The sequence below is a fragment of the Amycolatopsis sp. WAC 01376 genome (assembly GCF_003947415.1).
GTDB lineage: Bacteria > Actinomycetota > Actinomycetes > Mycobacteriales > Pseudonocardiaceae > Amycolatopsis.
On record NZ_QHKL01000006.1, the window covers coordinates 403395 to 424182 of the forward strand.

Here is a 20788-nt window from a genome sequence, read left to right on the forward strand (position 1 = left end):
TTTCACTGCCGGGCGGGCGGGACGACGGCCACCGGAGAGGCGGAGTGGTGGATCAGCGCCTGGCTGGTGGAGCCCAGAAGCAGCCCGCGGAAACCGCCTCGGCCTCGAGAACCGACAACGACGAGCTGGGCGTTCTCCGAGTGTTCGAGGAGCGTGTGCGCCGGCCGGTCGCGCACGACGACACCCTGGACGGGCACGTCGGGATACTTGCTTCGATAGGCGCCGAGCTGCTGGTCCACCAGCCGCGTCTCCACTGAACGGATGGTCTCCCAGTCCAGGGCGGCGACGAACTTCCAGGCGAGGTCCACGGCGAAGTCCGACCACGCGCGCACGGCCACCAGTCGCGTGCCGCGCGCCGCGGCGGCGTCGAAGGCGAAAGCCAAAGCCGCGTCGCTCGTCGGCGAACCGTCCACGCCGACGACGACCGGTGCGTCCTGTGGCCGATCCGTTCCCCGGACGACGATGACCGGGCAGTGTCCGTGCGTCGCCACCGCGACCGCGATCGAGCCGACCAGCAGCCCGGTGAACCCGCCCAGACCGCGAGAGCCCAGCACGATCAAGTCCGCCGAGGTCGATCGCCCGATGAGGTGCTCGGCCGCGGCTCCGCCGCGCAGCTCGGTGGTCACGTCGACCTCGGGGGCCGCTTCCCTGGCCGCCTCCGCGGCCGCCGCGAGCACTTCCCGTCCTTGTTCGGTCAGCGCGTCGGCGTACGGCCTCGGCAACTCGACCCCCGGCGGCAGCTGGACCGGGATGAGCATGCAGGCATGCGTGATCGACAACGGCGCCTTCCGTCTCGCCGCTTCGGTCGCGGCCCAGCGCGCCGCTTGGAGGGCCGAAGAAGAGCCGTCCACACCCACCACTACCGGTCGCACGTCTGGTGCGGTCATCGTGTCCTCGAATCGGGAGTAAGTCCCCGCCCCCTTGGGCGGAGCTGATCAGTCACCCAGCCTGCCGTTCCACGGATTCCGGCCCCAGTGCCATCGGCCGAGTTCCGTAGGGACCAAGGTCCCCGGCCGAGTACGTCGAAGATCCCTAGGTGCCGCACCCCGATCCCGGCAGGATCGGGAACGAGACCGGTCGTGCCACATCGACGTCTTCGCGAGACTTGGTCTTACTCTCTTGAAGGGAGAATCCGCCCATCCCGCTGGTCGCCTGGCCATGTTCTCGATCCGCTGTCCATTCGGCCACCGCCGCCCCCCAGACGCGACTGCGGCACTTGATCACCGGATTCGCCGTCCGTAGAGCCCGCCACCACGGCCAGCTTCGGTGGTTTCGGAACGCCGAGGGGACCACCGCGGCGCTATCCGGCTTGGTTTCATATCTACCCGTTCGCCACGATGTTGGGATAGGGCTGCGGGGTTACGCTGGGAAGATCATAGGTGCTGAAACACATCTTCTTGACAACCTCACCTATGCCGCCCGAGCCCGGCCGATTCCACACGGAACAACCGACACAGGAGGGTGGCGTGATGCCGACGATGAGAGCCACAGGAAAGCAGATCCCGTCGTGGTGAGGCGGCCTGTGAGAAATCTCGACAGCGTCAAGGCAAATCTCCACGAAGTCAGCCGAGACCAGCGTTACCGCGGCGTGCGCCTCGTGGCGTCGGCGGCGAAGGACGTCGAGGATTGTGCGTTGCTGCTCGCCGTTCTCGGCCTCGACCCCGCCGACGGACTTGAGCGCTGAGATCACCTGCCCGGACCCGATCATGAATCGGTGGATGAACCCGATGTCCCGAAGGGAGGACTGACGCACGTTTCTCACCGATTCTGCGGCGTGACGCTGACACGATCGGGTTGACCTGCCCTATCTGGCGTGGCTCACCCTTCCCCGTCACGGCCGAGAGAACGCCAGACACCTCAGGGAATCCTGACAGTCTTGAACGACTACGGGCTCCGTGCGTGCCACGAACGTTGATCGCGTTTCTCCGCAGCCGGTGCAACGGTACGCGTCGACAGCCAACCGACTCGTCTCCATTACCGGTGCCGGGGCCGTCATCGCTCCAGACCGTGGTGGGTTAAACCCGAACCCGTTGTGTCAGGAGCTTAATCATCGACAAAACCAGCCTGGCCAACTTGTCGATTTCCCTGGAGATACTGCATATCCCTACCGTTCAATTGCCACGGTCGGTGCGGTTCTATCTCGCCGTGGGCTGCGAAGTCCGCCGGTCCAGCGACGGGTGGGTGAAGCTGCGTAACGGGGACAGCCTGTTCATGCCTGAACACGGCGATTCCAACGCTTACTCAGGAAGCCAAGAAGAACCCACCGATCGGCCCGCAAGGTTCAGCGCCGCCATGCCACGCGGCACAAACGCATCCGAGGTGCTGCAGAGGAAGTTCACCAGGCCGGGCTCGATCGTTGGGTGCTGAACCTCGATCCCTGTCCGCTATGGGTCGTCGATCGCGACATCGAGCACGGTGCCGCTCGTCCAATGCGGGTCCAGTTTCCGTCCAGTGCACTCGGCGAGACTTGCCGGGTCGTCGATGGCGGCGATCCCGGCAGACCCGGGCATCCGTGCACGGAAGGATTCACTGTGTTTCAGAAACTCAAGATCTTCTCCGCTCTAGTCGCGGCAGTGTTCGGGCTGCTCGCTCTTGGCTCGTCCGCCCAGGCGGAGTCGGCTGCCCCGAAGCTGACGGCGGCCGAGGCGTCCGCGCAGTTCAAGCTGGTGCCGGCAAAGGACGCCAGGCGGCTGGCCGTTCCCGCCACGCAATTGCAGGAGATCTGTGCGGCGTACGCTCCGGCGTGGACGGTCGTTCACGTCCCGACCAACACTTCGCTGTTCACCCAGTCCACCGACACCTCGCTCTGCATCGACCCCTCGACCGTCACGGTCACACGCCTGCAGCAGCCGACGATCGTGACAATCTTGCAGTTGACCGGCGGGCTCAACTTCAACCCGGCCGGGGTGGTCGACAACGCGGACCGTATCCCGGGACGGGTCTACAACGCCCTCGGCGTGAACTCGTTCACGTACTGCCCGCCGAACGCGGCCTGTGCGAGCGCGACCCATGTCGTTCAGGCCGCCGTGCAGGGTGACGGCGCGGTGTTCACCAGGGCCTTCTTCTCCTAGCCATGGTCTCTTGGGCGGTGGGAGGGTAATCGCTGCCGTCGGGGTGAAGTATCGCAGCGCGGTGAACTCGCACTCGATCCAGTTCAACCACGAGGCGTTGGACGGCGTGAACACCAACTCCATGTTCTGCTCAGTGCCCCAGGCCTTGACCTCGGCTTTCGGGTGGGCTCCATAGTTGTCGCAGATCAGATACAACCCCTCGGCCGGGAACCGGGCCCGCAGTGGCTTGCAGAAGGCGAGAAATTCCCGCCACCGCTTGCGGCCCCGGAACCGGCCGGCTTCCCCGGGCAGCCCGTGCCCGGGGGAAGCCGGTCGGCGACACTCGTAAGAGAGGGCAGCCCAGTCACCGCAAGGTCACGCTCTCCCACCGCGAGCTCGGCGAAGCGGCACAGTACCGCAGGGGCGGCTCAGCAGGACCACCCACCGAGCACAGCGGTGACACACCAGGCGTCCAGCGGTTCGACGGAAGCAGCGTGTAGTAGTCGGCGGCGGTGTGGCTGGTCAGCATGGGCCTGCAGGGCTCGCAGAGGACCGGCCGTCACCGCGGGGGCGCAGGCCGCACTTCGCGCAGCGGCCCGCCGCCGGGCCGCGACGGTGCTCACCAAAGCCATCGAGGTCGACGCCGACGTGACCACGGTGTACAACCAGTGGACCCGGTTCGTCGACCTGCCACGTTTTGTGCCGGGGCTTGACCGGGTCGAGCGACGCGACGATGTCCACACCCGCTGGACCATCAGCATCGGCGGCCTGAAACGCACGTTCGACGCCACCATCGCCGAACAGCGTGCCGACAACCGGATCTCCTGGCAGTCCCGGTCCGGACCGCCTCATTCCGGCGCCGTCACCATGCACCACATCAGCGCCCACCGCACCCGCATCACCGTCGAGATGACGATCGCACCCAAGGGACTCGTCGAGAGTGTCGCCGACAAACTGGGCTTCCTCGACCGCCACGTCCAAGTCGCCCTGGACCGATTCAAGACGTTCATCGAAATCCGCAATACAAGAACCTGAGGCGCTACACCGACTGCGGCGGCATGGCTGGCTGGATACCGTGACTGTCGTTTGGCGCGCCTGTGCTGATCTCCGTAGTGTTGGCCCTGTTCGTCCGACCGACCACGAGGTGACGCGATGTTCTGGACCATCCTGGGCTGGATCCTGTTCGGTCTGATCGCCGGTTTCATCGCGCGAGCCCTGGTACCGGGCAAGGACGACATCGGCGTGCTACGGACGATCGTGCTCGGCATCATCGGCTCGGTCGTAGGTGGTCTGCTGTTCGGCCTGCTCACCGTCGGCCTCCGCGGCTTCCAACCCGCTGGGTGGATCGGGTCGGTTATCGGCGCGATCATCGTCCTGGTCATCTACAACAAGGTGACCGGCCGCAAAAGCCGCCCACGCGCCTGACGTCCGAGGCACTCAAGGCGACGCCGACTCAGTCGACCTGACTCGCGGCCCGTCGAGACACCCAGATCGACGCTCGCGGGCGTTACGGCCACTGCGGCGACCGCCGTTCGGGATCCAGCAGCGATCGCTGTCACCCGTGCACCGCTATTCCGATTGCTGGCGACTCGCTGGCGGCGGCGAGGATCTCGGCACCGCCGATACACGTGCATGCTCCGACTTACTGCTCGAACACGTGGTGTCGCGCGCCTGGGTCCTCGGCACGGCAGGCGTCATCTGTACCAGCCGAACGCTCGACGGCTTCACCTCGGGCGGCCTCGACCCGCCCCACCCACGCCCGCACATCACCGAGGGTCCCCTCGGTCACCGCGATCAACTCGCGAGCCCGGGCGACTTCCGCCTCAATGCGAGGTCCCAGGATTCGCATTCCCCCAGCGTACGGCCGTAGACGGCGGGCGAACCATTCAATCACGTAACACCGAAACCGGACACGAAGACCCCTCAGTGCCACCGAGGGGAAGAGAACGGCACTGAGGTGCCACCCTCGGCGTTTCGAGAACGGCTGCTACCAAGCAAACACGAGCTGACCCGGATACGCGCGGAGGCTCCACCAGCCACCACCGCGCCAGCGGTGAACACTCGTCCACGGACATGGTCATCGTCAAGCAGGCAGACCTTGCCGAACCGGCGGCCTCGCCACCTCGGTGGCAGTGTCCGGACCGTGACGCTCCAGGTATCGCACCAGAACTGTGGACTACTCGGCTGGTGCTGCCAGGGGAACCGACAGCTCCCACGAAACTGATGGGCGGCTGGCTGGAGTTCCATCGGCAGGTGAACCACCGCGCGGTGCCGGGCGACCTGTTCCACTCGCAGGACCGCCTTCTGGCCGCGGTTCAGAACGCCGGGGTGCCGCGAGTGCGTGTGCTCGAGAATCGCCCCCTAATCCTCGAGAGATCCGATCCGGTCGCTCGGCCGTTCGCCACTTCCTCCATCGACTGCACGTACAGCTCCTCGAAGTCCACCGGGTTCTCCAACGCGATCTTGTGGAGCTTCTCGAACGAATCCATGACCTCAGGTGGGTTCGAAACGCCACGGTCACGCATCAGTCGGCCACGTTGCTGTTCGAGCGGACGGGCTCGCCGACGTATATATTTCACCCCGGTCTCGATCCGGTCGCGCCGGCGTGATCACCTAAAGGTCCACAATGGACTTTATGTGGCCTTGATTCTGGATGTCCGCTTATGGCTTTCGTTCATGTCACAGAAATTCTCGCTGTAAGGCCTCAATCGGACCGCCGGATGTGGCACGATCTGGACCGTGACGGGCGGCTTCCGTGGTTCGCGACATACAGGAGCCGATCGAACGATGTGAGGAGTTCGCGCGGTGCGGTCGTACGACGTCCTTGCCCAGACAGCAGTCGCACCTCCTGGGGTGCTGCCGAAGAGGTCTCGGAGTTGGTCGTTGGGTGCCTACGCGATCGCGCTGCGGATATTACAAAACGACCTGCCCCGGTCGCATTTCGATCACGGGTGCCGGTCAAGGGGAACGAGCGACGACACTTCTCGGTGGAACTACGAGTCGGTGGAACTACGAGGAGGCGTTCATGGCGCCGAGGCCGCGGTGGTGGCATACGTTGATGGAGTCTCGTCGTCAGGCCTGTGTCGCCATCGATTTCTACAACCGGTCTGGAGACAAACGCAGCTATCTCGACTTCGTCGTCCACATGCATCTCGCCTGGCAGAACCTGTTGCACGCCGACTTCTCGCGCCGAGGGGTCAACTTCTACTACCGTGACGCTCGTGGCCACTACGCCAAGGGCAAGGACGGCCAGCGGCGCTCGTGGGAGCTTCGGCATTGCCTGAAGGAAGAGTTCGGCGACAGCGATCCTGTACGTGCGAACGTCGAGTTCTTCATAGGTTTGCGGAACAAGATCGAGCACAGGTTCGAGGCCGCGCTGCTGGTCGCCACAGCCGCTCATACGCACGCTTTGGTGATCAACTTCGAGGCTGAACTGGCTGCCCGATTCGGTCAGGAGCATAGTCTTGCTGACGAACTGCGCTTCCCGGTTTTCGTCCAGTCCTTCACTCCGGCAGGCATGGAGGAGCAGCGGAAGCTGCGGCGTGGAATCACGGCTGCGGCCAGAACGTACATCACGACCTTCGAGGGAGCGCTCGACCAATCGGTGCGGGACGATGAACGCTTCGTCTACCGGATCCAGCTGTCGCCGATGAAAGGCTCGACTTCCGAGGCCGACCTGGCGGTGACGTTCGTCCGGGAAGAGGAACTGTCGGAGGAGGACCTGGCGCGAATCCGCGGGGAGGCGAAGACCGGAACGGTGGTGATCGCGGAGAAACTGAGGGACGTCGCGCTGAAGGACGAAATGCTTCCGGCGCAGGCGGCCCAAGCCATCGCGGCGCAGTTGCCGTTCAAGTTCAACCAGACTCACTTCACCGGGATGCGCAAGGCGCACGGTGTCCGCCCCGAAATCGGTGAACCGCCTGAGAAGACCGACCGCAGATACTGCATCTACAGTGCTCCGCACCGCCACTACTTGTACACACCGGCCTATATCAAGAGATGTGTGTCGGAGCTGGATACGCTAATAAAGTTCCGATCAGTGTTCGGTAAGGACCCGGAGCCGCGCGAAGACGACACGTCGACATCCGGGCTGTCCTGAACATAGGGTCTCGATAGGCGAAACACGCCCTGGGCGCCGCGCCGCTCGCGAGCTAATACGGCACGAAGGGCAGCCCGTCACCATTGAGCAGGGGCGGGGCCAAGGCTTCGCGTTGAAGATCTCAACACTGGCGAGGGCTCGATGTTGGGCCGCGTGGTGGTCGGCCGTGGCCGGAAGTGCGGCGAGGACGGTTCGCCCGACGACTGCTGGGTCCCGTGTGGCCTAAGACATTTTGACAGTAGGCATGCCGATGCTCACGGGCCCGACGTGGTCAGAGTTCGCAGTGTGCCGGTCGAGCGCAGCTAGCTTCGTGTGAGCTGCCTTAAGGCTGACGGTGAGGCCGTCGATCTCTCCTCGCCATCCGTTGAGCTCGGCTTCACAGATCCGTCTCTGAGGTTATTCGCGATCTCGACCAGCCGGGCACGTCGGCGGGGTCGACGTGAAGGACCGGGCATCGGATACATGCGTGCTCGTGCTGGCAGGAGGAGCCGTAGGGGCGGCCACAGGTGCCGAGTTCCAGCTTGCGTGCGTGGAAGTGCTGCTGGAACTCTGTCCATTCCTGGTCGGTTGCTACGCGGTATTCCTCGGCCGGCCGGATCGCGCGACGCTGGGCGAGGAACGCCCGGTAGGTGCGGACCAGGTCGTCTTGGAAGACGGCGACGTGGGCCTGGGTGGTGTCCAGCGAGGCGTGTCCGAGCAGGCGTGCACCGATGTGGACGGGGAGGCCGCTGGTGACGGCTTCGGTGGCGAAGATGCGGCGGAAGTCGTGCGGTGGGGTGCCGAGGTCGTCGCGCAGTCCGGTGAGCGGGACGGTTCCGTTGTGACTGTCGCGCAGGCGCGTGACGATGGTGGCCAACACGCTGGCGAGTTCTGGGCTGACGAGGAGGAGCCGTTCCTCGTTGTTCTTCGACGGGACGATCTGGAAGAGCGGGACGATTTCGCCGGTGTCGGGGAATGCGCATGGTTGACGTCCGGCGCGCCAACACCTCCAGCACGTGCTTCGATCCGGACCGCCCACTATCCACCGGGCACTGCCGGCTGCGACGCCGGGCCACAACGTCTTCGATTGGGCTCCGTTGCCGACGCAGAGCCCGACACAGGGCGACACAGGACGGCACTCGTCCCCGGCGAAGACTGGCGTTGACCTGCACAAACTGGCAGAATTTGGTACTGAACGCCGCTAGGTAACATGGCTGAGCTGGAGACTTTTAATCCGTAGGTCGAGCAACAAATTGTCCGTTGGCGACGGTCTTCACACCAACTGGGTAGTTTCGTATTGGGCAGGTTTGCCCCGGTTGTCCGGGTCGAGCCGCGAGGGACCTCCATTCGCCCGCCATTTTCGTAGAATGCGGCGGCCGTAGTTATGGGTGCCGGCGGCACGGTCTAGGTCGGCACCTGTGGGCGTTCGGCCTTCGGCTTGCTCGGCGAGGTAATAGACCCTCATGCGTTCTTCAGCGGTCTGCTCGGCAGGTGGCTCCTGTTCGTTCTCCGAGGTCAGCTGGATGACGGTGGTGTTGCTAGTCGAGGTTGTGCCTACGCTGTCGTCACTCTGTTCCTCCCTGGGGCCGACAGTTTCGGTCCTGTGTCGTTTGAGCGCTCGGTTGAGTAGTTCGACGGCGAGGAGCAAGGCGAGGGGAGGGCAGGCGGCGACAATCACGCCGAACATGCTCAGGTCGGCTGCGGAGCCGACGTTGGCGCAGAGCGAGATGCCGAAGACGAAGGCAAGCCATGCCGTCCAGCGACCTCCGGCTCGGTCGCGGTCCACCGGCTTCCAGAGCTCGACGGTGGCGATCATGAGGAGGCCATCGACGATGAGTGGCCAGATGGCGGCGGTGGTGCGGTCTGCGCCGAATTGCAGCGCGAAGTCTCGTCCGTGGCGGTAGGAGGCGTAAGCGGCGCCGAGGGCGACCAGGGCTGTACAGCTGCACTGCACCGCCAGAGCCGGGTCACGCAATGCGCCGGATGTTGTTCCGCTCGTGCTGGTCATAGCGGTTACCGGGCGTTGCGACGGCGGCGTTCGATCACCGTCGTCGCGGAAATCCGCAGTTCACGAGAGGAAGGAGTCCATGTAGATGCTGTTGGTGCCCCCGGTGAGATTCGAACTCACACTGGACGGGTTTTGAATCCGTTGCCTCTGCCAGTTGGGCTACGGGGGCGGTGCGCGGTGAACTTTACGGGATCACGGGAGGGCGCCGTTCGCCGGGCCCGGGAGTGTGACGACCGTCTGACGTGGTGAACGCCATCTAGCCGTCTGGATCGTTCCCGGTAGGCTTCAGGTTCGCGGACAGACCGCGAGCCGAACTGCCCGACGACCTTCAGGAGGACCCCGGTGACCGAGCAGGCTGCCGAGGCCAATGGTGCCGTCGCTGCACCCCAGCGGCGGGTGCTCGTGGCCGAAGACGAGGCCCTCATCCGGCTGGACCTCGTCGAGATGTTGCGCGAAGAGGGCTACGAGGTGGTCGGCGAGGCCGGAGATGGCGAGCAGGCCATCAACCTTGCCACCGAGTTGAAGCCCGATCTGGTGATTCTCGACGTCAAGATGCCCAAGCTCGACGGGATCGAGGCCGCTTCGAAGATCACCGGTGACCGGATCGCGCCGGTCGTCATCCTGACCGCGTTCAGTCAGCGTGACCTGGTCGAGCGGGCGAGGGACGCGGGCACGATGGCGTACCTGGTCAAGCCGTTCGCGAAGCGCGACCTTGTGCCCGCGATCGAGTTGGCCGTGAGCCGGTTCGCCGAGCTCCAGGCCCTCGAGTCCGAGGTCGCGGGCCTCACGGACCGGCTCGAGACGCGCAAGGTCATCGACCGCGCCAAGGGGCTGCTGATGAGCCGTCAGGGGCTCACCGAGCCGGACGCGTTCCGGTGGATACAGCGCACCGCGATGGACCGCCGGACCACGATGAAGGCGGTGGCCGAGGCCGTCGTCGAGAGTATCGGCTGACGTCAGCTTTCGGTTTTGACGTACAGGCGCACGGTTCCGCCGCGGTGCGTGCGGAAATAGTCCTGGAGCTGTGCGCTGCTCGCGATGCAACCGGCGCTGGTGAAATCGTCGCCCGCCGTCCTCGGCAAGGCGACGGAACACTGCGCGAGATAGCTGAACTTGTCCGGCCACAGCACGAAGAAGGTCGCGCTTCCGGAGCCCGTTCCGCCGTTGTTGCGGAACACGGCGCTCATCGAGCAGGCGTTGTCGTTGCACGGCCCGTTCCACTGCGACGAGCGCACTTGGAATTCGGGCCGGGCCGGCGGCGTCGTCCGGGTGGCCTGGGTGGTGGTCACGTCCGCCACATCGGTGTTCGACACCGGTTCACGTGTCTTTTCCGGCTCGGTGGTCCGGGTCGTCCGCGGCGCCCTCGTCGCCGCCGCGAACGTTCGTGAAACCGGTGGCTCGCTGGTGGGGGACGGGTCGGGGTCTTTGAACGGATTGAACCCGGTCAGCGTATTGACGGCCACGAAAATGGCCAATACCCCGCTGACCGCGCCGATCATGACGGCCCACTTCTTGTATTCGGGCTCGTCGTCGGTTTTCTTCGGTTCGTCCCCCGACATGGGCTCATCGTACGGGATCGCTCCGGCTCGGGGGAGGGACGAATTCCATCTCCTTGAGCTGTCTGCCGGGAGCCAATTCATCTCAGGGCGACGCATTACTGCTGGTCAGCGCCGCTGTTTCTTTCCCGTGTTCAGATCTTCGTCGTCCTTGGACTGTCCGGTTGATGACGATGGAGCCCATCGCGACTCGGGTCGTGATAGGCGGTCGGGAATACGGCGCAGGGGTCGAATTCCGCGCCGGAAAATGCCGCGAAGTGCGGTATCGGACAATGAAACGGCGAGGGGGACGGAAATGCGCAAAGTGAAGCGAATCAAGCGAGAGGGCGGTCGCTCTCGGCCGGGAAGCGAAGGCTGGTCAACTCTTCGGAGATCTCCCAGATCCGGCGCGCGTCATCCGTGCTGCGTAAGGGTGAATACAGCTTCTGTTCGGCGGGCGGGCCGGAGAGGTGGTTGAAGCCGCTGGGTCCGTAGAGGCGGCCGCCTTCGGCGCTCGGCGACGTCGCGGCGTAGAGAGCGGGCAACAGCGCCGACTCCACCTTCCCGAACAGGATTCCGCGCGCGGCCAGTGTGCGGATGAACCGCACCGTCATGGTGTCGCGGCCGCGGCCGATTTCCGGGCGTGCGGCGAGAAGGTTCGTGGGTGTCACCCCGGGGTGGGAGAGGTTGCTCGTGATACCCCAGCCGTTGTCACGGCTGCGCCTGTCGAGTTCGAGGCCGAACAGGCCGAAGGCGATCTTCGACTGGCTGTAGGCCTGATCGCCGTTGTACTTCCGTTCCCACTGGAGATCGTCCCAGTTGAGGGAATGCCGTCCGGCGGCGATGCTGATCTGCGAAGTGATCCGAGCCTTGCCCGCGCGCAAAAGTGGAAGCAACCGTGCCACCAGGGCGACATGCCCGAGGTGGTTGGTGCCGAACTGCAGTTCGAAACCGTCCTCGGTGGTCTGCCGGTCGGGCGGCGTCATCACGCCGGCGTTGGCGATCAGGAGGTGGATCGGCCGCCCTTCCTCGGTGAGCCGGTCCGCCAAGGCGGCGACCGACGCCAGTGAGGACAGGTCGAGGTCACGCAGCGAGAGTTCGGCATCGGGGTTCTCGCGGCGGATTCGCGCGATCGCGGCCTCACCCTTGCGGGGGTTTCGGACCGGCAAGACGACCTCCGCGCCCGCCGCGGCGAGCCGGTTCGCCAGCCCCAGGCCGACGCCGTCACTCGCTCCGGTGACCACCGCGAGCTTGCCCGTGAGATCGGGGACCGGGATGTCCGGCGTGGTCTTCGCCATCGTTCCTCTCCTTGGCTTGCTGGCTGACACCTGTCAGATTAAGTTCTATCTGACAGGTGTCAAGTCGGGGCGGGAGAATGAACGCATGGCGGCAGTGGGTGCGGGGCGAGGACCAGGGCGTCCCGGGGCAGGCGCGCGTCCGGTGCCCGCCGAGGCGGAGATCCTTCGGCGGGGGATGGAGGCCTTCGCCGAGCTCGGTTACGACCGGACTTCGGCGAGGGAGCTCGCGAGACGACTCGGCGTGAGCCACAACTTCATCAACGACCGCTATGGGTCCAAGGCCGATTTCTGGCGGGCCGTGGTGGATTCGACCCTCGAACGCGACCAGCGAGACCGGCGGCGGCTGATCGAGGCCGACATGGACGACGCCGAGCGGGTGCGCGCCGTGATCGTCCACTTCTACCAGGCCGCCGTCGAGGCGCCCCTGCTCGGCCGCCTGCTCGCCGACGAATTCGCCCGCGAGTCCGAGCGTCTGGACTACCTGTACGAGCACTACGTGGAACCGACGCTGGGTCCGCTGGTCCCGGCCCTCGAACGGCTCATGGCCGCCGACCGGCTGCCCACCGTGCCCGTGGACGTACTGTTCTTCGCCGTGATCAGCCCGGTCGCCGGCCTGGTGCAACTGCCGCTCGCGCATCGGCTCGGGCGGGCCCAACCGGTCACGCGCGAAAGCCAGGCGCGCACCGCGCGCGAACTCGCGGAGCTGATCGTGGACGGGTTGTTCGGCCGGTCCATAAAGGACAGTCCGGTCCAGTAGTCCTCCGTCGTCCGAGAAAGCGTTCGCGCCACTCGTTCATGTGAACAGCGCGCGTTCGAAGATCACGTAGAGAGCGCTTGAGGCAGCCATCCGAATGATCCGTCCGGGTCGGCCGCAACCTGCGCGCGTGAAGATCCGCCGAGCAGCGAGTTTTACGCGGAGTGACTGTTAGCGTGCGGAGAGAAGTCGTGATCTTGGATGTGGAGGCATTCGATGAATCGTCTTGTCATAGCGGCGTTGAGCGCGGCGTCCGCGGGCGCCTTGCTGATCTTGCCGAGTCCGCCCGCGGAGGCAGCGGCCGGCAGTGTGGTGGTCTTCTCCACCGAATTCCAGCGGCTGGACACCTTCAGGAATCCTGAAGGCTGCAACAAACTCCCTATCGCCGCACACGTTCTGACCAACCAGACTTCGTCGGAAGTGGTCGTTCACGGCGATCCGTTCTGCCTGACGCCCGGCTTGACGGTCAATCCGGGGTACGGCTCCCACGTCGCGGCGGGCAGTGGCTCATTCTCGGTCGGCTGATCGGTTCGCGTGACATCGAGACTGAGGGGGTCCCGTGTCTGTCGACGTTGTCGTTGTAGGAGTCGGCTACGTCGGGCTACCGCTGGCGGAAGCCGCCGCCTCGGCGGGGTTGTCGGTCGTCGGGTACGACACCTCGCCGCGGGTGGCGGCGGCGGTGGCCGCGGGCCGTTCACATGTGCCCGACGTGTCCGCGAGCCGGTTGCGGTCGATGCGGGCGAGCGGCTTCACCGTGACGACCGATCCCGAGGTGCTCGGCGACGCGAAGACGATCGTGGTCTGCGTGCCGACCGGTCTGGATTCGACGGGCGGGCCCGATCTCGGCGCCGTGCGAGCCGCGGCGGCGACGGTCGCCGAACAGCTGACGCCGGGCACGCTGGTGGTGATCGAATCGACGAGTTTTCCGGGCACCACCGACGAGATCGTCCGGCCCATCCTGGAGAAATACGGCCTGACCGCGGGAAAGGACTTCTCGCTCGCCTATTCACCCGAGCGGGTCGACCCCGGAAACCGGCGCTTCGGCATCCGTAACACCCCGAAGGTGATCAGCGGCCAGACCCCGGCGTGCGCCAAGTCCTGCGCGGAATTCTACGAGCGGTTCGTCGACACGGTGGTGGTGGCGCGCGGCACCAGGGAAGCCGAGATGGCCAAGCTGCTGGAGAACACCTACCGCTACGTGAACATCGCGCTGGTCAACGAAATCGCGATCTTCTGCGACCGGATCGGCGTCGATGTGTGGGACGTGCTGCACTGCGCCGCGACCAAGCCGTTCGGTTTCACGCCGTTCGTGCCGGGGCCGGGCGTGGGCGGGCACTGCATCCCGGTCGACCCCAAGTACCTGCTGGACAAGGCCGAGCGGGAAGGCGCCCTGCTCGGCGTCGTCCACGCGGCTCGCCTCGTGGACGACCAGATGCCGGAGCATGTGGTCCAACGGGTGACACGGCTGCTCGCCGAACACGGGAAACCGTTGCGAGGCGCGAAAGTGCTCCTCCTCGGTGTCGCATACAAGGCCGACGTGCCGGACACCCGTGAGTCCGCCGCCATCCGGATCGCCGTCCGGTTGCGCGCGCTCGGGGCCGATCTGTCCTACCACGATCCGGTGGCCGTCACGGTGCCCGAACTGGGACCACCGGTGGCCGATCTCGACGAGGTGCTCCGTACCGCGGACGTCGCCGTCCTGCTGGTGGCGCACCGCGCCTATGACCACGGCCGCCTGGCCTCGACGGCCAGGTTGCTGTTCGACGTGACGGGACAGGTTCCCGGAAAGGAGGTCGTCCGTCTTTGAACGTCCCGCCCGGGGTGTGCCGGGCGGACGCCGGTACCGCAATTCTTCGAAGCTTCCGCGAACAGGAGAGTGTACGAATGACCACGGCGGTCAAGAACGACAGGCTCAAGAAGCGTTTCGAGAAGTGGGACGTCAACGGCAACGGCAGGATCGAAAGGTCCGACTTCGAGGCCGAGGCCACCCGGATCATCGACGCGTTCGGCGAGGACCCCGGGTCGCCACAGGCCCGCGCGGTGAAGGACTCGTTCCTGACGATGTACGAGTACCTGGCGGGCAAGGCGGGCGTCGGCCCGAACGGCTCGTTGAACGAGCAGCAGTTCACCCAGGTGATCGAAGCGCAGATCTTCCAGGAGGGCGACGCGGGATTCGCGCGCGTGGTCCGCCCGACCATCGCGGCGATCGTCGGCCTGTGCGACACCGACGGCGACGGCGAGGTCAACCAGCAGGAGTTCGCCAAGTGGCTGAACGCGATCGGTGTCGAAGCCTCGGCCGTGGCCCCCGCGTTCCGGGCCATCGACGTCAACGGCAACGGGAAGCTGACCGTCGACGAACTCGTGCACGCGGTCCGTGACTACCATCTCGGCAAGAGCGACGTGCCACTGCTGGGCAAATGACGGTGACCTGACGGCGTGGTGGTGAGTGGCTCTCCGGCGCGGAGGCCGCTCACCACCGGCCGCGGAAGCAGACTTCCCGTTCCGGCTTCAGGCCGATTTCCTCGCCGGTGACGGGCAGCGCGGTGTGGATGAGAATGTTGTAGTGGTTGGGAAAATGGCAGCCGTCGAAGCCGAGGACGGTGCCGACGAGTTCGCCGCCGATCCACACTTCGTCGCCCCGGTCGATCACGCCGGCCCGCGCTATTTCGGCGAAGCCGAGGAAGCCGACGTGGTCGATGCGCGCCCCGGGCTCCGTGTCGTCATGGCTGGTCGTGACGAGCTCGTGCACCTCGCCGACGCGGACACACCGGCTGGCGAACGGTTCGAGACTCATTCCCCGGTCGTCACGGTGATGTACGAGCACCTTCACCACGGTGCCGGTGATCTCGCGTTTCGGTCCGTCTTCCCGCATCGTTCTCCCTCCGGTAACACGCGTCCACTATGGACAGTGCGTCGAGGCCGCTGTCGCGCCAAGCCCCGCCCTCGCGTACGGCTTCCGCGAACTCACGCAGCAGTCCGGCGTACTCGTGCCACAGCGATTCCTTGAACTCCGGATAGCCGGCGAGCAGGTCGGCACGCAGGACGGTGCCGTCGGTCAGCCGGACCTCGACATCCTTGACCTCACCGGGAAACGACCAGTCGAGTTCCACGACAGCGCCCTCCAGTACGAGCGTCGCCCGCCGGTCGACGCCGTCCGCGTCACGGCTGATCCGGACGTCCCGCAGCACCATCGAACCCAGGAACAGCTGGACGAGGTCGAGGGCATTCGGCCCGTTGTCCGCCACACAGCCACCGCCGCACCGCGTCGCGTCGAGGTACCAGCGATCACCGCCGACGTGCTCTTCGATCCGCTCCAGATAGCGCACCGTCAGCGAAGCGATCGGTGGCCCGCCGACGAGCCGCTCGCGCAGGGCGAGCACGTTGCCGTTGTACCTGCGGTGGAAAGCGGTGAACAGCGCGACGTCCCGCCGCGCCGCCCTCGCCACGAGATCCTCGCCGTCGGCGAGCCTGGTGGCGATCGGCTTCTCCACGCACACCGGCAAGCCGGCGTCCAGCACGTCCCGGCACACGGTGGCGTGGACGTCGTTGGGCGCGGTCACGATCACCGCGTCGAGCCCGCCGTCGGCGAGCATCTCGCGATGATCGCGATAGCCGGGCACGGCGCTTTTCGCGAGTTTGGCCGGGTCGAGATCGCAGACCGCGGCGAGCGCGAACTCCCGCGATCGCTCCAGCGCGGCGAGGTAGAACTTCGAGATGACACCGAGTCCGACGACTCCGGCCCGGATCATCCGGGCGTCCTCTCCAGTGCCGCGCGGAGTTCCTCGTAGACCGCGTCCGGCACCGGCACCCCGTCCTCGCGGAACCGGGCCGCGCGCTCGCCCTCGTGCCAGCCGGGATAGGCGACCGGGACGGCGGGATCACGGGCCGGCCAGCCACGCACGGCGGTGAAGAGCGCGGACGCGTCGGAGGAGAATCCGGAGCGCAACACTTCTGGGGCGATCGCCAGCGCCAGGACTCCGATGTCGTCGTCTCGGTCAGCGTCGGCGGAGGTGGCGCCGAGTGTGGCGCCGGGCACCAGCGCGCCGAGCACCTCGACGAGCAGCCCGAGCCCGAATCCCTTGTAAGCACCTGTTTCGGGAGCGCCGCCCAGCCACTGCAGGTGAGCTTCACCGCGGTCGAACGCGGCGGGATCGGTCACCGGTGAACCGTCGTCGTCGGCGAGCCACCCAGGCGGGATCTCCCGGCCTTCACGCGCCGCGGCCCGGATCCGGCCGGTCGGGACGACGGTGGTGCTCATGTCGAGGACGAACGGATGCGCGCCGCCGGCGGGACAGGCCAGCGCGAGCGGGTTCGTGCCGAGCATCGCGGCCGCGCCACCCGGTGGCGGGGCGATGCGCTGCCCGCCGCAGTTCGACGCGATGAGGCCGATCATGCCGTGCGCGACGGCGCGCGCGGCGTGGTGACCGGCGCAGCCGATATGCGTGGCCCCGCGCAGCGACACCATGCCGATGCCGTGCCGTGAAGCCCTGGCGCACGCCAGTTCCATCGCCTGCGACGCCGACCACAACCCGAGTGTGCGGCGGGCGTCGGCGAGGACACACGCGCCGAGATCGGTCTCGACGACCATGTCCGCCTTCGGTTCGGCGCGTCCTTGGTCGAGCAGGGGCAGGTACAGCCGGGTCAGATTGACCAGACCGTGCGAGGTCACCCCGGTCAGGTCACCGTGGCACAACGCGGTGGCGGCGATCGCCGCCCGGTCCTCGGGCATCCCGCGGTCCACGAAAACCGCGGTGACCTGGGAAAGCAAGGCCGGATAGGGCACCAGCACGGTCAAGCTCCTCCGTTCCGGCTGAACCGCACGACGATCTCGCGCACGAGCTCACTGAACCGGTCGAGTTCTTCGATATCGGCGTATTCCCCGCGCGAATGCGCGTTGTTGGCGCCCAGCGAACCGGGACCGAGAACGGCCGTCCTGGCGCCGGGGACATCGGCGAGCCACAGGGCGTCGCAGGTGAATCCGGGCTCGTCGTCCGGCCAGCGCGGAACGAACGCGTCCAGCAGCGGAATGTCCTGCACCGGCAAAGCGGGAAGGTCGCGTTTCAGCCACCGCAGGCCGGTGATCGCCGCCGCGTCCGTCGCGGTGCGGGCGAAGGACGGCGACTCCCGGAACCGGGAAACGAACCCGGCGATGCCGGTGCGCAGCCCGTCCTCCAGAGCCGAAGTCATCTTCGCCGCTACTTCTTCGCAGTCGTAAGGAATGTTGAGCAGAAGCTCTCCGCTGCCGTACACCCTGTTGTGCAGTCGTCCGGTGTGCAGTCCGGCCACACAGACCTGACCGTGCTTCGCCAGGTCGTCCGCGAGGTGCTGGGCGAGGAAGCCCAGCAGAACCGTCGCGTTGTGCCCACGGTGCGGCTCGTCGTCGATGGCGTCTTCACCGTCCACCCGCACGCACGCGGTCATCGACGCCGAACATCGTGGCAGGTATCGCAGCCCGGTCGGCTCGCAGAAGATGTTGAGAGCGCCGTGAAATCCCGCTTCGACGAGCGGCCGCGTGCCGAAGGTACCCATCGCGCCGCCCTCCTCGCCGGACACGGCCTGGATGAGGACACCGGCATCCCGGCCGACCGCCGGATCCGCCGCGATGGCGGCCCGGACACCGGCCAGCAGCGCCACCGCGGGTCCTTTCGCGTCGATCGCGCCGCGGCCGGTGAACCTGGAGCCGTCGAAACCCGCCGGTTCGAACGGCGCCACCGTGTCGAGGTGCACGTTGAACAGCACGGCGGGAGCGGCCGGGCCGATCCGCAGCGCGAGGCTCGGCTGGCAAGCGAGGAACTCCGGCCCGGCGTCGCGGACCGCGACGGGGACACCGGGGCGGTCCAGCACCGACGGGTCCGGGGCGGCGAAACTCAAGACGTCGAAACCGATTTCGGACGCGGCGTCGGCGTAGGCGCGCATCGCGTCCCACAGCCGGACTTCGCCGGTGGTCTCGAGCGGACCGGCCGTCGGCAGGTCGAGTAGCCGCAACAGCAGGTCCCGGTCCGCGGGGATCACTGGACCAGCCCGGCCATCGCGCGGCCCGCGGCGACGAACGCGGACATCGCGCCGGGTGCCAGCACACCTTGTTCGTGCGGTTTGATCGCGAGATGCGGCTCCAACGACCACGCGCCCTGGTAGCCGTTGGCCCGGAGGAGTTTCACGCAGTCGGCGACCCGCGCGGCGCCCTGACCGGGAAGGGTGAAGCCGCGCTCGTCCGCGTCCTTGATGTGCACGTGTTCGACGTGGACGGCGATGTCGGCGAGCAGGTCGAACCCGTCGTACCCGTGGGCGACGCCGTTTCCGGTGTCGAACAACAACTTCAGCGCCGGGCTGGCGACCTCGTCCAGCAGTTCGAGCATGCGCTCGGACCTGGTCCCCGCCCAGCCCGAGCAGTTCTCGTGAAGCAGCGTCACCCCGTGCTTTTCGGCGCGTTCGGCGAGGACGGTGATCCGCGCGATGACCTGAGCGCGCCACCGGTGATCGCTCAGCCCGTCGTTGGGATAGGACATGATCCGGAGGTAGCGGGTGCCGACCGCCTTGGCTCGCCCGGCGAGTACGTCGAGTTCGGCGAGGTCGTGCCGGAAATCGGTGCCGATCGGCCGGGCCCAGCCACCGATCCGGGACGCCAGGCAGACCACGCGCACCCCCTGGTCCGACAAGGTGGTCGCGACCGCGTCGAACCGGTCGTCGGAGAGGTCGGCGATGGCGTCGTTGTCGACGCTGCGCAGTTCGATCGCCTTCCACCCCAGTGCGTCGAGCACCGAGAGCTGGCCGCCGACGTCCGCCGCCGCCTCGTCCGTGATGCCGGCGAGTACCGGGTCATCCGGCATGGGTGGCCACCGCGTCGGGTTCGGGACGCCTCGGCCGGGAGACCGGTTCCGCGCAGATGTTCTTGGCGACCGAAAGCAACCGCACCACCTCGGTGGCGAAGGTGAACCCCTGGGTCTGTTCCCCGTCCAGCCGGAACTTCCGGTAGGCCTCGAACATCCACTCGGTCATCGCGTCGTCCCGCAGCACGACGTGCTCGGACCGGCCGTTCGAAGACAGCGTCAGCTGGGAGTGGTGGTCGTCGCCGCTCACCGCGAAATGCCCGACAGCGGTGCCCTGCTCGAATTCGAGGGTGACCCGCCGCTCCCGCACCGGGGACGTGAGGTCCGAACGGATCTCCGTGTGGATACCCGAATTGTGCCGGAGCCCGATCGTGGCGCCGCCCATCCGGGGGCCGATGTTGCCCTCGACTTCGAGATCGGATCCGGACGCGTGCGTGACCCGGGCGGCACCCGCGAGCCGCAGCGCGAGCGCGACTCCGTGCGGCAGTTCGACGTCGAAGGCGGTCGGATGCCCCGGCCGGACGAGTGAACGGCGGAATCTCGGCTTGTTCTGGACGATGTCGATCGACTTCGCGGCGCCCAACCGGCCGTCGCGGATCAGCTCGACCAACCGTGCCGTGAGGGTGCTGGCGAGCCAGGGCTCGACGACCTCGACATGCAGCTTGTACTTGCGGCGCAGCCGGATGATGCGGGCGAGGTCGTCGATGTCGGCGGCGAGCGGTTTCTCCACGATCACCTTGCGGAAGCCCAACGTGGCGAGCTCGGTGAGCACCGTGAGCCGTTCGGTCGGCGGTGTGCAGACGTGGGCGACGGTGCCGTCCGGGTCGAGTCCGGTGGCCGCGGCTTCGATGGTCGACGCGACCACGAGACCCGGCCGGGAGGCGACGCTCTGTCGCGGCTCGCACGCCGTGACGGGGCCGTCGTCGAAGAGCTGAGGGGTTCGTTCGCGGAGTTTGGCCAAGACCGGAAGATGCAGACCCGCGCCGGCGCGGCCGAGTCCCACAACGAATGAACGCACTGGTGAGTCTGCTCCTCGAGTTTCGCAATTCGAAATCCATTTCAAAACTGACATCACGAAGATCAAGTGTCAATGCTTCGGTCCCGGGTTGACCAGGAAGTGCGAATCTGCCGGGTGGCCGGATTGCCTCATCTACGCTCGGGAACGGTTCCTACGCCACCGGAGGTGGGTACGCTGTCGGTGTCTTTCCACAACCAATCGGCCACATTCGAGCGAACCT

23 protein-coding genes, 1 tRNA gene and 1 pseudogene are annotated in these 20788 nt (G+C 66.5%); 10 read left to right on the forward strand and 15 right to left on the reverse strand.

Features of this window, described 5'->3' with window-relative positions; genetic code table 11:
• Window positions 1-2 precede the first annotated feature (2 nt).
• Window positions 3-887, reverse strand: coding sequence for a universal stress protein (locus DMH03_RS28820; RefSeq protein ID WP_125795112.1), 885 nt, complete (start codon window positions 885-887; stop codon window positions 3-5).
• Between the two features lie 329 nt (window positions 888-1216).
• On the opposite strand from DMH03_RS28820, the gene DMH03_RS28825 reads away from it, so the two are divergent.
• Window positions 1217-1684, forward strand: a complete 468-nt coding sequence (locus tag DMH03_RS28825; protein ID WP_125795113.1) for a hypothetical protein — start codon at window positions 1217-1219, stop codon at window positions 1682-1684.
• Between the two features lie 700 nt (window positions 1685-2384).
• Here DMH03_RS28825 and DMH03_RS42920 read toward each other — a convergent pair.
• A complete protein-coding gene (locus tag DMH03_RS42920; RefSeq protein ID WP_255431258.1) occupies window positions 2385-2510 on the reverse strand; it encodes a hypothetical protein in 126 nt (41 codons plus the stop codon).
• Between the two features lie 21 nt (window positions 2511-2531).
• Between DMH03_RS42920 and DMH03_RS42645 the strand changes: the two genes are divergently transcribed.
• Complete coding sequence (locus DMH03_RS42645) at window positions 2532-3071, forward strand: hypothetical protein (protein ID WP_125795114.1); 540 nt, start codon at window positions 2532-2534, stop codon at window positions 3069-3071.
• Between the two features lie 111 nt (window positions 3072-3182).
• On the opposite strand, the pseudogene DMH03_RS43065 reads toward DMH03_RS42645, so the two are convergent.
• Window positions 3183-3362, reverse strand: a pseudogene (locus DMH03_RS43065) (IS630 family transposase); the annotation flags it as partial.
• A gap of 303 nt (window positions 3363-3665) precedes the next feature.
• On the opposite strand from DMH03_RS43065, the gene DMH03_RS28840 reads away from it, so the two are divergent.
• Together DMH03_RS28840 and DMH03_RS28845 are read left to right on the forward strand one after the other, a co-directional pair.
• On the forward strand, window positions 3666-4085 hold the full coding sequence (locus DMH03_RS28840; protein WP_125795115.1) for an SRPBCC family protein: 420 nt from the start codon (window positions 3666-3668) through the stop codon (window positions 4083-4085).
• A 117-nt stretch (window positions 4086-4202) separates the two neighbouring features.
• Complete coding sequence (locus tag DMH03_RS28845) at window positions 4203-4475, forward strand: GlsB/YeaQ/YmgE family stress response membrane protein (protein ID WP_125795116.1); 273 nt, start codon at window positions 4203-4205, stop codon at window positions 4473-4475.
• An 890-nt stretch (window positions 4476-5365) separates the two neighbouring features.
• On the opposite strand, the gene DMH03_RS28850 is transcribed toward DMH03_RS28845, so the two are convergent.
• Entirely contained in the window at window positions 5366-5629 is a 264-nt protein-coding gene (locus DMH03_RS28850) for a DUF2610 domain-containing protein (protein WP_255431259.1), read from the reverse strand.
• Window positions 5630-6075: 446 nt separating this feature from the next.
• On the opposite strand from DMH03_RS28850, the gene DMH03_RS28855 reads away from it, so the two are divergent.
• Window positions 6076-7149, forward strand: a complete 1074-nt coding sequence (locus DMH03_RS28855; RefSeq protein WP_125795118.1) for a DUF3644 domain-containing protein — start codon at window positions 6076-6078, stop codon at window positions 7147-7149.
• Window positions 7150-7525: 376 nt separating this feature from the next.
• Here DMH03_RS28855 and DMH03_RS28860 read toward each other — a convergent pair whose 3' ends face one another.
• The 3 genes from DMH03_RS28860 to DMH03_RS28870 form a co-directional block, all read right to left on the reverse strand.
• Window positions 7526-8167 carry a site-specific integrase gene (locus DMH03_RS28860; protein ID WP_199749056.1) on the reverse strand — a complete coding sequence of 214 codons (642 nt, stop codon included), beginning with the start codon at window positions 8165-8167 and terminating at the stop codon, window positions 7526-7528.
• Window positions 8168-8401: 234 nt separating this feature from the next.
• A complete protein-coding gene (locus DMH03_RS28865; protein WP_125795119.1) occupies window positions 8402-9136 on the reverse strand; it encodes a DUF2637 domain-containing protein in 735 nt (244 codons plus the stop codon).
• A gap of 92 nt (window positions 9137-9228) precedes the next feature.
• Window positions 9229-9305: transfer RNA gene (locus DMH03_RS28870), tRNA-Leu, on the reverse strand.
• Window positions 9306-9478: 173 nt separating this feature from the next.
• Here DMH03_RS28870 and DMH03_RS28875 point away from each other — a divergent pair.
• Window positions 9479-10090, forward strand: coding sequence for an ANTAR domain-containing response regulator (locus tag DMH03_RS28875; RefSeq protein ID WP_005157321.1), 612 nt, complete (start codon window positions 9479-9481; stop codon window positions 10088-10090).
• 2 nt (window positions 10091-10092) lie between these two features.
• Here the strand turns inward: DMH03_RS28875 and DMH03_RS28880 are convergent, their stop codons facing one another.
• Both DMH03_RS28880 and DMH03_RS28885 read right to left on the reverse strand, forming a co-directional pair.
• A complete protein-coding gene (locus tag DMH03_RS28880) occupies window positions 10093-10635 on the reverse strand; it encodes a hypothetical protein (RefSeq protein WP_233611696.1) in 543 nt (180 codons plus the stop codon).
• Between the two features lie 371 nt (window positions 10636-11006).
• The gene (locus DMH03_RS28885) at window positions 11007-11969 is read right to left on the reverse strand and encodes an SDR family oxidoreductase (RefSeq protein WP_125795121.1); all 963 of its coding nucleotides are present in this window, start codon (window positions 11967-11969) and stop codon (window positions 11007-11009) included.
• Window positions 11970-12054: 85 nt separating this feature from the next.
• Here DMH03_RS28885 and DMH03_RS28890 point away from each other — a divergent pair, with 85 nt between their 5' ends.
• The 4 genes from DMH03_RS28890 to DMH03_RS28905 all read left to right on the forward strand — a co-directional run bounded on the left by DMH03_RS28890 (window position 12055) and on the right by DMH03_RS28905 (window position 15144).
• Window positions 12055-12726 (forward strand): TetR/AcrR family transcriptional regulator, encoded by a 672-nt coding sequence (locus DMH03_RS28890; protein ID WP_125795122.1) that lies wholly within the window; start codon window positions 12055-12057, stop codon window positions 12724-12726.
• A gap of 237 nt (window positions 12727-12963) precedes the next feature.
• A complete protein-coding gene (locus DMH03_RS28895) occupies window positions 12964-13248 on the forward strand; it encodes a hypothetical protein (RefSeq protein ID WP_370310905.1) in 285 nt (94 codons plus the stop codon).
• 34 nt (window positions 13249-13282) lie between these two features.
• Window positions 13283-14530, forward strand: a complete 1248-nt coding sequence (locus tag DMH03_RS28900; protein WP_125795124.1) for a nucleotide sugar dehydrogenase — start codon at window positions 13283-13285, stop codon at window positions 14528-14530.
• A 77-nt stretch (window positions 14531-14607) separates the two neighbouring features.
• Entirely contained in the window at window positions 14608-15144 is a 537-nt protein-coding gene (locus DMH03_RS28905; RefSeq protein WP_125795125.1) for an EF-hand domain-containing protein, read from the forward strand.
• Between the two features lie 49 nt (window positions 15145-15193).
• On the opposite strand, the gene DMH03_RS28910 is transcribed toward DMH03_RS28905, so the two are convergent.
• The 6 genes from DMH03_RS28910 to DMH03_RS28935 are packed head-to-tail and all read right to left on the reverse strand — an operon-like array spanning window position 15194 to window position 20568.
• On the reverse strand, window positions 15194-15595 hold the full coding sequence (locus DMH03_RS28910) for a hypothetical protein (RefSeq protein ID WP_125795126.1): 402 nt from the start codon (window positions 15593-15595) through the stop codon (window positions 15194-15196).
• Entirely contained in the window at window positions 15528-16472 is a 945-nt protein-coding gene (locus DMH03_RS28915; RefSeq protein WP_125795127.1) for a Gfo/Idh/MocA family protein, read from the reverse strand. Before DMH03_RS28915 ends, DMH03_RS28910 begins: the two co-directional genes overlap by 68 nt.
• Window positions 16469-17518 carry an Ldh family oxidoreductase gene (locus DMH03_RS28920; RefSeq protein ID WP_125795128.1) on the reverse strand — a complete coding sequence of 350 codons (1050 nt, stop codon included), beginning with the start codon at window positions 17516-17518 and terminating at the stop codon, window positions 16469-16471. Before DMH03_RS28920 ends, DMH03_RS28915 begins: the two co-directional genes overlap by 4 nt.
• Window positions 17515-18735, reverse strand: coding sequence for a M20/M25/M40 family metallo-hydrolase (locus tag DMH03_RS28925; RefSeq protein WP_125795129.1), 1221 nt, complete (start codon window positions 18733-18735; stop codon window positions 17515-17517). Before DMH03_RS28925 ends, DMH03_RS28920 begins: the two co-directional genes overlap by 4 nt.
• Window positions 18732-19550 carry a sugar phosphate isomerase/epimerase gene (locus tag DMH03_RS28930; protein WP_125795130.1) on the reverse strand — a complete coding sequence of 273 codons (819 nt, stop codon included), beginning with the start codon at window positions 19548-19550 and terminating at the stop codon, window positions 18732-18734. Before DMH03_RS28930 ends, DMH03_RS28925 begins: the two co-directional genes overlap by 4 nt.
• Window positions 19540-20568: a Gfo/Idh/MocA family oxidoreductase gene (locus tag DMH03_RS28935; protein WP_125795131.1), complete on the reverse strand. Its 1029-nt coding sequence runs from the start codon at window positions 20566-20568 to the stop codon at window positions 19540-19542. Before DMH03_RS28935 ends, DMH03_RS28930 begins: the two co-directional genes overlap by 11 nt.
• Between the last annotated feature and the right edge of the window lie 220 nt (window positions 20569-20788).

What these genes read in the sequence shown, in the direction of transcription:
- DMH03_RS28820 (WP_125795112.1), bottom strand. Translation starts at nt 887, where the DNA reads ATGACCGCACCAGACGTGCGACCGGTAGTGGTGGGTGTGGACGGCTCT.
- DMH03_RS42920 (WP_255431258.1), bottom strand. Translation starts at nt 2,510, where the DNA reads ATGCCCGGGTCTGCCGGGATCGCCGCCATCGACGACCCGGCAAGTCTC.
- DMH03_RS28845 (WP_125795116.1), top strand. Translation starts at nt 4,203, where the DNA reads ATGTTCTGGACCATCCTGGGCTGGATCCTGTTCGGTCTGATCGCCGGT.
- DMH03_RS28855 (WP_125795118.1), top strand. Translation starts at nt 6,076, where the DNA reads ATGGCGCCGAGGCCGCGGTGGTGGCATACGTTGATGGAGTCTCGTCGT.
- DMH03_RS28865 (WP_125795119.1), bottom strand. Translation starts at nt 9,136, where the DNA reads ATGACCAGCACGAGCGGAACAACATCCGGCGCATTGCGTGACCCGGCT.
- DMH03_RS28880 (WP_233611696.1), bottom strand. Translation starts at nt 10,635, where the DNA reads ATGATCGGCGCGGTCAGCGGGGTATTGGCCATTTTCGTGGCCGTCAAT.
- DMH03_RS28885 (WP_125795121.1), bottom strand. Translation starts at nt 11,969, where the DNA reads ATGGCGAAGACCACGCCGGACATCCCGGTCCCCGATCTCACGGGCAAG.
- DMH03_RS28890 (WP_125795122.1), top strand. Translation starts at nt 12,055, where the DNA reads ATGGCGGCAGTGGGTGCGGGGCGAGGACCAGGGCGTCCCGGGGCAGGC.
- DMH03_RS28905 (WP_125795125.1), top strand. Translation starts at nt 14,608, where the DNA reads ATGACCACGGCGGTCAAGAACGACAGGCTCAAGAAGCGTTTCGAGAAG.
- DMH03_RS28910 (WP_125795126.1), bottom strand. Translation starts at nt 15,595, where the DNA reads ATGCGGGAAGACGGACCGAAACGCGAGATCACCGGCACCGTGGTGAAG.
- DMH03_RS28915 (WP_125795127.1), bottom strand. Translation starts at nt 16,472, where the DNA reads ATGATCCGGGCCGGAGTCGTCGGACTCGGTGTCATCTCGAAGTTCTAC.
- DMH03_RS28930 (WP_125795130.1), bottom strand. Translation starts at nt 19,550, where the DNA reads ATGCCGGATGACCCGGTACTCGCCGGCATCACGGACGAGGCGGCGGCG.